Source organism: uncultured Candidatus Kuenenia sp. (assembly GCF_900696675.1).
Lineage (GTDB): Bacteria > Planctomycetota > Brocadiia > Brocadiales > Brocadiaceae > Kuenenia > Kuenenia stuttgartiensis_A.
Genome location: NZ_CAADGZ010000104.1, coordinates 1 through 12,416 on the forward strand (window position 1 = coordinate 1; position 12,416 = coordinate 12,416).

Annotated in this window: 9 protein-coding genes; 1 reads left to right on the forward strand and 8 read right to left on the reverse strand. The window is 44.8% G+C overall.

Going from position 1 to position 12,416, the window contains the following annotated elements:
* The coding region (locus QZT26_RS13280; protein WP_295102743.1) for a hypothetical protein at window positions 1-181 on the reverse strand (181 nt) is incomplete at its 3' end.
* A gap of 188 nt (window positions 182-369) precedes the next feature.
* Between QZT26_RS13280 and murI the strand changes: the two genes are divergently transcribed.
* A complete protein-coding gene (murI, locus tag QZT26_RS13285; RefSeq protein WP_295102744.1) occupies window positions 370-1,170 on the forward strand; it encodes a glutamate racemase in 801 nt (266 codons plus the stop codon).
* 73 nt (window positions 1,171-1,243) lie between these two features.
* Here the strand turns inward: murI and QZT26_RS13290 are convergent, their stop codons facing one another.
* The 7 genes from QZT26_RS13290 to QZT26_RS13320 form a co-directional block, all read right to left on the reverse strand.
* The gene (locus QZT26_RS13290) at window positions 1,244-3,385 is read right to left on the reverse strand and encodes a tetratricopeptide repeat protein (protein WP_295102745.1); all 2,142 of its coding nucleotides are present in this window, start codon (window positions 3,383-3,385) and stop codon (window positions 1,244-1,246) included.
* Window positions 3,386-3,609: 224 nt separating this feature from the next.
* Complete coding sequence (locus tag QZT26_RS13295; RefSeq protein ID WP_099324564.1) at window positions 3,610-3,900, reverse strand: nucleotidyltransferase domain-containing protein; 291 nt, start codon at window positions 3,898-3,900, stop codon at window positions 3,610-3,612.
* Window positions 3,901-4,133: 233 nt separating this feature from the next.
* The gene (locus tag QZT26_RS13300; RefSeq protein WP_099324565.1) at window positions 4,134-4,358 is read right to left on the reverse strand and encodes a DUF2283 domain-containing protein; all 225 of its coding nucleotides are present in this window, start codon (window positions 4,356-4,358) and stop codon (window positions 4,134-4,136) included.
* Window positions 4,355-4,582, reverse strand: coding sequence for a hypothetical protein (locus tag QZT26_RS13305; protein WP_099324566.1), 228 nt, complete (start codon window positions 4,580-4,582; stop codon window positions 4,355-4,357). The genes QZT26_RS13300 and QZT26_RS13305 overlap by 4 nt, the downstream gene beginning before the upstream one ends.
* Before the next feature lie 68 nt (window positions 4,583-4,650).
* A complete protein-coding gene (gene phoU, locus QZT26_RS13310; RefSeq protein WP_295102750.1) occupies window positions 4,651-5,322 on the reverse strand; it encodes a phosphate signaling complex protein PhoU in 672 nt (223 codons plus the stop codon).
* Window positions 5,323-5,750: 428 nt separating this feature from the next.
* A complete protein-coding gene (locus tag QZT26_RS13315; protein ID WP_099324568.1) occupies window positions 5,751-6,002 on the reverse strand; it encodes a hypothetical protein in 252 nt (83 codons plus the stop codon).
* Window positions 6,003-6,650: 648 nt separating this feature from the next.
* The gene (locus QZT26_RS13320) at window positions 6,651-11,348 is read right to left on the reverse strand and encodes a carboxypeptidase-like regulatory domain-containing protein (protein WP_295102754.1); all 4,698 of its coding nucleotides are present in this window, start codon (window positions 11,346-11,348) and stop codon (window positions 6,651-6,653) included.
* Window positions 11,349-12,416 lie beyond the last annotated feature (1,068 nt).

Below are 12,416 nucleotides of genomic sequence, written 5' to 3' on the forward strand. Positions count from 1 at the left end.
TATTCGTCATTATGTAAATGGAGTATAATTTATCCATTACAATTACCCTGATTGAATCTGGCATTATAAAAAAGATTGCTTCGGAAAAGACCCTCGCAATGACAAGCTGACGACCCTCGCAATGACAAGTTGGGACATTTTTGAACCCACAGGGCGCTGCTGAAGCCACTTGGCTACCCATGCTACCTCGCAATGACAAGCTGATACCCTCACAATGACAAGCTGGGAGGACCTTTTGCAACCAGCATAGGTAGTTTTTTTTGCATAACCGTTTTTATGAAGGTATACTTCAACAAGGATGGGTTCCATGTTCAACGGTTCAGGGGTTTTCAGCCGTGAACCCTTCATTTTATTTAAAAATATCCATTTATGACTATCGACGACCCAATAGCAATATTTGATTCAGGGGTGGGAAGCCTTTCAATAATAAAGGAAATCAGAAATGCCTTGCCCGGCGAGAATTATATCTACCTCGCAGATAAAAAACATTTTCCTTATGGAAAAAAAACACACGATGAATTGTTACGCATTATCCGGAACACCATAGAGTATCTTTCGAAAAATTTCACCCCAAAACTCATTGTGCTTGCCTCCAACACGCCTTCCATTCAGGTGCTTCATGAATTGAAAAAAGGGGCGGTTGACGTTATCGGCGTATTTCCTCCGGTCAATGAAGCTGTAAGTGTCTCCAAAACAGGACACATCGCCATTTTGGCAACGCAAAACACGGTAATGAGTTCCGAACTGGACGAGTACATACACTCGCAGAAGATTCCGGCATCGGCAAAAATCATAAAGTGGAATGCCTCACGGATGGTAGAGCTTGTGGAAACGGGAGATTTTTTGTCAAATAAGGATAAAAGCCTCAGAATAATCTCCGAAGAGCTTTCACTGTTGGAAGAGACGGATAACATGGTCGACACAATTACACTTTCAAGCACACACCTTCCTTTTTTAAATGAATATTTTGCGCTGCTAAGGCCCTGCCTTCATTTAATTGACCCCGCAAAGATTGTTGCCGGAAAAGTAAAAAGTCTGCTGGAAAGAAATCTTCGTACTACGTCACAAAAAGGAACCCTGGAAATATTGGCCACGCAGGGAAAAGAATCGCTCGAAACAATCATAAAAAGGCTTGGCATCCAAGAGGAAATACACGAGGTACGGTTTTAGAGGTACGAAATACGATTTACAATTTGTACCATGAGCAATTAGCCATGAGCCACCAGCCATCAGCCATGAGCCATTAATCATCTTCACGTATCTTAACAAGCCCTAACTGCTCCGCTATGGAAAAAAAACCCGGCTCATTTACATGGTTGATATCATCCTTCAGGACATGCAGGAGCTGTTCCCTTGCCTCCTGCTTTTTCCCCTGTTGAAAATAAATGATCCCCAGATTCTTACGTGCGCCAATATTCCGGGGATTTGCCCTTATCGAACTCAAAAATTCCATCTCTGCCAAATCCCATAACCCTTGCCGGCAATACAATGCCCCCAGATTATTGTGCGCATTGGCGTGGTCGGGATTCAACCTCAAGGCTTTTTTTAATTCGCTCAGCGCCTCTTCAAAACGATTTGTCTCTGTATAAATGAAGCCTAAATTACTGTGCGCTTCAGCATACCCCGGGTAAATATATAATGCCTTCCGGTACTGCGCAATAGCGGCGTCAGGATTCCCCTTTTTCAGATAAGCGCTGCCAAGATTGTTAAATACCTGCGGCTTATGCATGTTGAGCTGAATCGCCTTGTTAAAAAACACAATGCACTCATCCAGTGCATTTTTATCAAAATAGGCATTCCCCATATTATAGTAGGCATAGGAAGATGCCGGGTCATAGTGTATTGCCTTGGAAAACTCGGAAATCGCCTTGTCAGTAAGCCCTTTATCAATATACATGGTGCCCAGACTATTGTGTCCCTCCGGATAATCATTCTTCAGGAGAACGGCCCTCTCCAACTCCCCGATTGCCCGGTCAAGGTCACCATGCTTGTAATAAAATACCCCAAGATTGTTATGCGCATCATGATTATCCGGCTGCTCTTTCGCAATCTTTGTCCAGAAGGTGTATTCGTCCCGCCAGTCATTGTTCCTTAGCACTGTTCTTAGGGCAAACGAAATAACCACTACTGCTGCAATGGCAATGATACCGGCGCGTCTCTTCAATGCCTGCCTATCGGGCAAAAACAACCCCGTCCTGCTGCCTGCCGGGATATTACCGGGAAACCAGCGACCTATAACGCAGCCTGTCACTCCGCAAAACCCTGCCACCGGAAGATATAAATATCTCTCCGCCATAATATGCCCGATGGGAATAATATTCATCACGGGCAATAAGGCGGCAAAAAAACACAGTGCAAACAGTCCCTGTATGCGGGAGTATTTTATTATCCTAAAAACAATCACCCCCACCGCCGTAAGAAGAAAAACGCTTATGAGAAATGACATGTCGGAGGGCGTGCGTACAGGAATTGCTTTATAATCGGCATTCAAGTGTATGGGTAAAAACATTTGTTTTACATAATATGCCACCACCTTGACCATCGTCATACCGCTTATCCAAAAACTCTTTTCATAATACGCAACCGAAACAAGCCTTGGGTTTTTCAACAGGGAGAAACGCACGAGAATGAAAAAAAACGACACGAACGCGTATCCCAAAAGTATTTTTACATAATACCTTTTCAGATATGGTATGCCGCACAGCAACCGGTACAAAATGATGAATACCGGCAGTACTATTGCGCTTTCCTTGGAAAACAAGGCAAGCATATAAAAGAGCAGTCCGATTATTAAAAAAACCCCCTTTCTCAAATGCGACCCGTCATCTGCCGGCAATGGCTTATCTTTTGAACATGTTTTTAGTGATTTTATAAGGAAAATGCATGACAGGAAAGAGAAGCCGGCAACAAGTAAATCTTCCCGGTAACTAATAGCGTTTACCGCTTCGGTTACGCACGGATGAATCGAAAATATTAGCGCGGAAAAGAATGCAATCAACCGCGACTTCACCAGATTATTCACCAATATACAGAACATAAAGACGTTGAACGCATGTATCGCGACATTGGACAGGTGATAGCCGAAGGGATTGAGCCCCCATACCGCATAATCCAGAAAATAACTTAAGGTAACAACGGGACGATAGCTCAACTCATTGGAAAGGGAGAAATACTCTTTGCTGAATATTTTTGGAAGATTCCCGGGTGATTTTATGAAATAATTCTCTTCGATAACGCTGATATCATCATAGACAAAACCATTTGGAATGGCATTGAGAAATACGCAGAATGTAATAACAACAAGCAGCAGCAGCAGCAGCAGCAGATAGAATGCCTTTGATTTTGACATGGTTATAGTAGTGGATGTCCATGGCTCATGGCTCATGGCTCATGGCTACAGTCCCGTAGTCCTTGAGGTTGTGTCGGGTAACGAAACCCAACGACTAGTAACACTTTAGATTTTTGAAAAAACACCGCGAAAAGCCCCGTTCGCACCTTTTTGAAAATTAATATTCAATGTTCAATGTAAAAGAATAGAGGCAAATGAGCAACAATTTGTAGGGACACGCCATGACGTGTCCTTACAAATCTGCGGGATCAAGTTCCTTATCAAACATAGACGACATCTCGCTCTATCCTGCGCCTCAATGTCTTGTTCATTTTATCCCGGAGACGAACAATATCAACCCTGTTGCCAAGAGATTCCTCGACAGCCTGCTTGATGCCTATCAGACAAAACAGGTCGGGCTTTTTAAGTTCAACCACAATATCAATATCGCTCCCCTCCCGGCCCTCGTCTCTTGCGTAACTGCCAAAGAGACCTATCTTTTTAACGCCAAACCTTTGTTCAAATTCAGCTTTGTGTTCAGAAATAAAACTTATAATATCTTCCCTCTTCATTCTATCGCTCTCACAAGAAACAATCGGAATACAGATTTGAACGATAAATGCGAATAATTATTTTCTAAAATTATCAAACACCTATGTTTTTTAGCCCCAACTCATTCATGGCGGGTTCAGATTGCAAGCCTGCCTGAGGTAGTAACATACTCCTCCTTTTGGTCTTTGGTCAATTGTAAACTTGTGACGATTTTTTTAGTCTGCGTAATCTGTGGTTCCCCTTTGCCTTGTTGTTACGTCTTTAGTGTTATTAAATCTTCGTCAAATTCAAGTGAGTAAGAGAGCACTGTCCTTAAATCTATTTTTTTAGAAGCATCCAGCATTTCTATACCCACAATTTTTCCCTCCGAAGTTGTATCCACATTAACTCCTTCTGAAATTTCTATAACCCCATCCGGCGTTTCATCCCCCAGCCTCAAATACAAAGCATCTGCTTCATTGTCGTAATACACTTTCATTTTTTCCTCCCATTCTTCAAAGGATAGTTTGTTATTACTGTTATTATACTCTTCTCCACGACAATTGTAATTTTCAGTGGATACTTAAATCCTTCTGCACTTTCTATAATCTCATGCCTTCCTTGAGATAATTCTTTACCTTCTAAAATCTTTATAATTGTTGACTCTGATATTTTATATAATCTTGCCCTTCTTTTAGCGTGCCGTGAGAATTTTATTTCCACAAATCATTCCTCAATATTAGTGCCCATTCGCGGTTCAAAGGTTTTCAACCGTGAAACCTGAAAACCTCTCATAACTCGCTTAACCTATGCTTCCGGTGTTTAACGACCGTTGCCCTTACAATATACACCACTTCTTCCGCTATATTGGTGGAATGGTCGGCGATTCTTTCCAAATGGCGCGAAATAAACATCAGGTGCACTGCCCGTATAATATTCCCAGGGTCTTCCATCATATATGTCAGTAATTCGCGAAATATCTGGTCATTGAGGGCATCAACCGTGGAATCGCGCTGGCAAACCGCCTGCGCAAGGGCGGTATCTTTATTCACAAACGCATCAATGCTGTCTTTCACCATAGTTTGCGCAATAGTTGCCATCATTGGGATGTCTATTAGGGGTTTTAGCTGCGGTTCCTGATTCAGAGGAACAACCCGCTCCGCTATGTTTACCGCAAGATCACCCATCCTCTCGAGATTATTGGTAATCTTCATCGCTGAGGTTATAAACCGGAGGTCAACCGCCATTGGCTGTTGCAAAGCCAGCAGGTCAACGCACTGCTTATCTATCTCCAGTTCTAAATCATCCACCTGCTCATCGTGCATCACCACTGAGTGCGCCAGGTCGCTGTCTCTTTCTTTTAATGACTTAACGGCGTTTGAAATAGCCATCTCAACGACAGAGGCCATCTGGATAAGATTCCTCCGGAGAACACCTAATTGTTGGTCAAAATGTCTTTCCATTTGTTATTTACGAATTACAATTTTAGTTTTAGTTTTAGTTTTAGTTTTACGAATCACAATAATTTCCCCTCCACTGGGTGGCAATGGGGGGCGTCTTACGCACACACTCGTTCCCAAACCTTTTACTGAACATAATGAAGTATCTGCATGGGAACACAATGGCACTGGAAACTATATTTGAGGGTTCAGATTTGTAACCGTTCGGCTAAGCTCACGACGAACCATTCTTATAGCTCATGGCTCATAGTAATTTGGCTCATGGCTATCAGCACACAAGGGCATCCGTTTGTCATTGCTGCCACATCCGTTTGTCATTGCGAGCGCATCCGTTTGTCATCGCAAGCACATCCGCTTGTCATTGCGAGGGTCTTTTCCGAAGCAATCTCATAAACCGTCATAACGAGCCGTGTATCGTTTATGCTGAATAGTTACATTTTTTTAGCCCTTGAGCCACCCTTAATTTGCTTCTCCCGCGATATGGCGTTTCTTACGTCACGAAATATCCTGAACCCGCCGGGAGTCGTGTAATGTTTACGCTGAATAATTACAAAGCCATCAGTCCTGCTTTCTAACTTTTTCCTCAATTTCTTAGCTACTTCTCCGGAATCAACTTCTGATAAACGATCCGCCCATATTCCAAACGCAGGATGGCGCCTTTTTGTTATTTTTTCAGTTTTCAAATCAATATAAACTCTGACTTTTTTTTAGATATACGTTCTAATCTTTTCCTGATCTTTTCAGGTATAGACAAATGGCCATCAGGTAGTACATCGGCTATGTATTCAACTAGTTCGTTGCTCATCATATCTTCCGTTCTAAAAGCAGTGGTTAGTGTTTGACAATTTTATTGTAGCAGCAATTATTTTACACATCCTGTGATTATTTATGTCGTTCAAAAAGCAGTGTTAATCAGCGTTTATCTGTGTCCAACTATTGGTCATTGGTACATCATGATAATTCATTATAGATGTGGGTAATGCTTTTTCAAGAACCATTTGTGGATTTTAAATTTTGAATTTTGGATTTTAGGTAATAGTTCACCGCAGTTCGATATTCTCTTTTTATTTTTGCCGGCAACTTATGATATTACCCTGCAAAAACCTCTTTTTTTGTAAGTTTTTCTTCGTGCCTTTTGTGTTCTGTATTCTTCGTGCCCTTTGTGGTTAAACTCTTTTTAATTGCGGCTTTACGGCGATATGTGATTTGGGGAATTAGGGAATTGGGGATTTTACCGACTTACTTAAAAACCACAAAAAAAGGGGTGTTATATCTTTCGACATAACACCCCTTTTAAACTACTTGACTACTAAACTAACATTATCACTATTTTATTTTGCAAGAGTGACGTTTACTTTCGGTTTATCTTTCACACCTTTTACAGCAAACTTCACGTTAGCTTTTCCTTTGCTCTTCTTCGCCTTCACGGTAAACGTTGCCTGGCCACTTGTATCTGTTGTTTCGCTGGCAGGCGTTACCTTAATCTTCTTCTTGTTAGCCGAAGTAAGCTTCCTCTTTACCTTCACGCCTTGTGCAGGGCAACCATCTTCATCTGTTACCAGCACTATAACGTCTTCGCTGTCACCTTTTGTAAGACTCAGGCTATCCGGTGTTACAGTAGCGGCTGAAGCAACTGCCTCATCCGGTTCCGGACATGGTCCTTTCGGTTCCAAGGTTACTGGCAGGATCGTTACCGGAGGTGTCACTGTTACCGTTACAACCGATGTGAGATAGTCAGTTGCACTTACAGAAACCTCGTAATCACCGGCTTCGAGGGTAAAGGTAGCTCCACCACTTGCATCCGTAACTCCGGATTGTCCATCAACAGTCACCGTAGCTCCTGCGATTGGAATGCCATCTCCATCCGCAACCGCAACTACCAATGTCGCAGTTGGTGGAGGCGTCACAGTTGGCGTTGTTATTGGTGTTCCCTGAACAGAAGCAACCAACGCGAAGTCGAGGTTTGTTGTCCCGCCTGCCGTTACTACTATAGCAGTAGGGGCTGAGGGAACGTAACCGAGAGCCACAGCGGTAAAGGTACGAGTTCCAGCTTCAACATTCGCAATCGAGTAGAACCCATCCGCGTCAGTTGTATCAGTGTAAATCCCTGACTGATTACGCACCGTCGCTCCTTCAATGCCATCCCCTGTCGCCGCATCCGTTACAAACCCTTCTACCGAACCGGTTCCAGGTATAGGAGATACAGTTGGCGTTGGTGATGCTGTCGGTGTTGTCGTTGGGGTAACACTTCCCGTAGGCGTCGGTGTCGGAGTTGCGACCTCACCAACCGTAGCCGTATCAGTTACAACAGAAGAACCGCCGCTTGCATTTGGGCTGTCCGTGAACGTTGCCGTTATCGTATCGCCAGTTTGAGACTGAATACGAGTGTTCTGTAAAGAGCTGTCTGAACTTACCAGTATCGTACCTAAGAACGACCCGGTATCAAGCCCCGTTTCATTCAATTGAAGGATTACACCGGTAGAATCCGTAGTAGATGTTACACGCACAGTACCCACGATATTCGCAGTATCTATGGATGTATTTGACTCCGGATCGTACAAGGAAACTACCGCGCTACCGCCTAATGCAACAGTATCATCGGTAATATCAAGCACTGCACCAAAATTCTTAGTGCTAACCTGTGCAGTAACGTCCCTTGCAGGGGAATTCTCCTGATAGGTAACCGTTACAACACCATCCGCTACAGACCTTATGGTTTTTGGCGTTGTGGTACTGTCTGTAGAAGCGCCAGTCTTGAAAGTCCCTTTAAATTCGCCAGAAGATACTGCGGTTTCAGCAAGGGAAACCGTGATACTTCCCGCGCCTGAAGTGGAAGTGACGAATACATTCTGCGTTGAATTCCCGCTTAAATCCGAGTCTACGAGGGTAACGACTACTGAGTCACCACTCAGGAATGCCTCAGATTTGCTCAACGAAAGCGTCCCTTCACCCGCAGAAGTAACGATGCTTACCGTGGTAAGATTCTGCAGGTTGTTCTCATTGGAAGCACTTGGCGAATCGTTGTAATAAATAGTCACCGTATCGCCGGATACAACCTTTAGCTGCGGTGGTGTCGTTCCTTGGTCAGTACTACCACTTGGTGTAAGGTTGAACGACCCTTTAAACGTGCCTGAATTTACAGCGGTCTCCACAAGTTTAAAATGGGTAGTATTGGAAGTAGTAGCGTTGCTGGTATCCGTACTCGTAACACTCGACGAGTTGCTTGCGAATACTACCTTTGCCGCGCCGCCGTTCTTCTTAGCCAAGTTTTCATCAGCCGCTGAGGTGTTCCCCGTAGAGGTGCCAGAGGGGAAACCAAGCCCTACTTCATTTAAACCAATAGGTAACGTCGATGTGTCAGTATATGTCGTCTGCGCAACAGTAGTGCTGGTATTAAGGTCGCCATCAACCAACGTAACGACAATCGTCTGATTTAGACCTGCGGTGCCAGACGGTGACACAGAAAGTTCCGCTGTATTTGTAGTAAACGTTACATTATCGGCAGTTAACGCGAGGCTATCGCCAGACGCATATGCGCCGTCAGCATTCAAGGCGTCATTATAACGCACGTGGTACGTTGCGCCAAAGTAGCCGCCAATGCGGAACAACTGCGTACCAGAAATTGTATCTGCACGCTTCGTGTCCATATCGTTTCCAACTACCTGTACCCATGTTTTCCACGGCGTGTAAAAGCCGGTATTTTGCATCTTAGTAACAGATAATGTTGTGCCAGATACCCCGGTAACTTCACGGAACTCTTTGTAAATACCATCTGATATCCTTACTACAGAACCCGTCCCAATGGTACGCGCCAAAGATGTGGCATCCATCGGGCTCTGGAAAATGATGGAAGAAGTCCCTGTAAAGTCGGAGAAAATCGAAGTAGTATTCGCGGTATTGCTGTTAGTTGTCACCCTCGCTGCGGTGAAATCAAACCCAATGGTACCAACAAATGTACTTGAATTTATACCGGTTTCGGTAATTGGAACTGCAACCCAGTGTGTGCCGTCCGGAGATATTTCAACTGTTCCGGCAACGGCATCCGTTGTGGCAACAAAAGAGTTGGCATTCGCACTTGAAAGCGTACTCTGTGCGCTCGTCGAATTACCCTTGGTCAGGGCTATGAGAGGCAAGGCGCTTGTCGCCTGCGTACCCAATTTAAAGGAAGAAGATCCGGGGATCAGCGGGTCCCTGAATCCGTAAGTGCTATCACTTAGAGAATTAGGAACTACCCATATCAGAGAACCATCAGTGCTCGAGATCCTTACTGACTGAGTACCTACCCGCGAACCATCTTGATGCTGCAAATCTATAACAAAACTGCTGTTTGAATAACCGGCAACTTTCAACCTGTCGCCCCTGGAATTTGTTGTCGTTCCATTCCAGTCGCCAGACGCAACAGATCCCCTTGCGGTGGAACTTGTGTTCAGGTTTCCATCCACAACGGTGATTGCAAAGAAGTCGTTGATATCAACAGAAGTTTTATCAACCGCAACCGATCCCGTTTCGCCGGTAGCGCCAAATGCAGTCGAACTGGTAATCGTACCAAACGTGCCTGTAGCTGCCGTCAAAGCATCTAAATAGGACACCTTAACCGAATCGCCACTCCTGGCGCCTGCCAAGACGAAGGCATCCAATGTGACTGTAATTGAACCTGCACTACTTCCGCCAGTTTCAACACCGTAAGTACCATTCGAAAGCGTAGCCGTAATGCTTCCCACAGAACCGGTTATTTTCACCAAACAGTAATTTGCGCCATCTATCAGTTTGAAAATGCGGGTGCTACTTGGCAAATAGGCGCTAGTATTGCTGGTTGGATTTCCAAACAAAGACACCTCATCATTATCACCCCTAATACCAACTACCACTTTATCTGCAGCCCAAGTCTGGGTTCCAAAATCTGTAAATCCAGCGCTGGTATTAGCAGCATAGGCAAGCGTCTGCGTACCTACCTCACCTGCTGTTAAAGTTCCACCAACAATAGCCAACTTACCGTCCGCTGTTACCTCTAAAATCTGGAAGGTAACACTAGGGCCCGTTGGACCACCAAGCGTAATCGCACTCCCGTCGTAACCATTAGCAAAAGCACTGGTTGTCGTTCCCAACCTGAGATTGCTTTTGGCACTTGTCGAAGACGATCCATACACTTTACCTGTCGCCACGAACGACCCAGTGTTCTTCCCTGTTTCCACAAGTATAATATTACTCGCGGTAGCTCCTGTCAAGGCATCGCCAGTCGCGCTGTCCTGATCAATAACCTGAACCCTAACGCGAGATGATCCCGCGCTGGTCAGCCCGGTAGTAAACCCGTCCTGCAAACCAATAACCTCTTTCAAATTAGGATTCAGGTTCACGTTGGGATCAACGACTGTTATTTTAACATTTGCAGTTGCATCCTCTACGTTTACACCAGTATCAACAGATGTACCCCAAGGAGAAGCCGTAGTAATCTCGATGGTTGAGTCATTCGCCCCGATGATACTTACGCTTGCCGTATCCAAGGTTGCCCCGCTATAAACAAGAGCCAGCGTATCGCTGCTATTCACCTTCAAAACGCCGTCTGTACCATTTGCAGCGTTACCAGGCGCAGAAGATCCTAAACCGCCGGTTATCAGTTTTAAAGCTCCAGTGCCAGTACCTAATGCCGGATAAGTGTAACTTCCAAGAAAGTCTTCAACATAACCGGTCGAAGAACCAATTGCTGTGGCGTGAGGCAGAGTCGTTTGCCCTTTATGCGTGGTAAACGCAGTGCTCGACCCGCCCACCAGCGTATACGTAGCCGATTCGCCAGAGGTTAAAGCCTGAACAGTAACACTAATAGTAGTCCCCGTAGCCGTGGAATCCTCTACCATGATCCACGCACGGTCATAATCACTGGTGCCCAATTGCGGCAGATAGTGATCACGGTCAAAACTCCCCGTGGCGGCCTTTGCGTTTGACGCTACGCCCATAACCAGGGCCAGCATCAAAAACAAAACACCTGCCATGCTTAACCAATTGCCTTTTAAATTTAATCCAGGTCTTTTCATATCCTACACATCTCCTTTTACTAAGACCAACATGAATATACTTCCAATAAAATACCGCCCATACATTGGCAGCCACAAGGGCTGCCCCAACATTACATCATGATAATTTTATAACTCCCAATGTACTACGACCCCCTTCCGAAATCACACCACCTCCTTTTCAGGAATGCGAATTATGATAAGAGATGGGAAAACTGCACGTGCGTTTCTCTGCGCGTTACACTGCAACGATAGCGCAGGCCTTGGCAGAAAAACCAACTACTTTCTTCCTTATATTCACCCTCCTTTCCTAAATAATAACGCACGATTGTGTATTCAACTATTAGACAAGCTAAGACATTTTAGATTTTTTTAATCTGTGTAATCTTTGGTTTCTTTGGTTTTTTTTATTAATTTATGATTTTTAAATCGTAATTCCTAACAATATGCCCTGTATAGCTAAACCCCGGTGTCGCAGAATATAGCACGCAATCAGATGACAGTCAACTAAAAAATCAATTTTTCCCAAACTTTACAAAAGAGTAACACACAGCGTTTTAAAGGGTTAACGTTGGAAGTCAGAAGTCAGAAGTCAGAAGTCAGAAGCCAGAAGCCAGAAGCCAGAAGTCAGAAGTCAGAAGTCAGAAGTCAGAAGCCAGAAGCCAGAGGTCATAGGGCAGAAGTCGGCAGTCGGCAAATTACAGATTGAGGATTGCAGACTGGGGACTGGGGACTGGGGACTGGGGACTGGGGACTGGGGACTGGGGACTGGGGACTGGGAACATCTCTCGTTCCCAAGCATCTCTCGTTCCCAGTCTCTCTCGTTCCCAAGCTCCGGCGTACACCCTTGTTCCCAAGCTCCGGCGCACACCCTTGTTCCCAAGCTCCGGCGCACACCCTCGTTCCCAAGCTCCGGCGTACACCCTTGTTCCCAAGCTCCGGCGTACACCCTTGTTCCCAAGCTCCGGCTTGGGAATACGCTTATACCAGAAGCTCCAGCTTCTTTTCATAATTCAATTTGATCTATCTCGATACATCCTTTGCCATAAAGGTAATTCCCTGCGCTCGAATAAACCCAATGTCCGGCAT

What these genes read in the sequence shown, in the direction of transcription:
- murI (WP_295102744.1), top strand. Translation starts at nt 370, where the DNA reads ATGACTATCGACGACCCAATAGCAATATTTGATTCAGGGGTGGGAAGC.
- QZT26_RS13290 (WP_295102745.1), bottom strand. Translation starts at nt 3,385, where the DNA reads ATGAGCCATGAGCCATGGACATCCACTACTATAACCATGTCAAAATCA.
- QZT26_RS13295 (WP_099324564.1), bottom strand. Translation starts at nt 3,900, where the DNA reads ATGAAGAGGGAAGATATTATAAGTTTTATTTCTGAACACAAAGCTGAA.
- QZT26_RS13300 (WP_099324565.1), bottom strand. Translation starts at nt 4,358, where the DNA reads ATGAAAGTGTATTACGACAATGAAGCAGATGCTTTGTATTTGAGGCTG.
- phoU (WP_295102750.1), bottom strand. Translation starts at nt 5,322, where the DNA reads ATGGAAAGACATTTTGACCAACAATTAGGTGTTCTCCGGAGGAATCTT.
- QZT26_RS13320 (WP_295102754.1), bottom strand. Translation starts at nt 11,348, where the DNA reads ATGAAAAGACCTGGATTAAATTTAAAAGGCAATTGGTTAAGCATGGCA.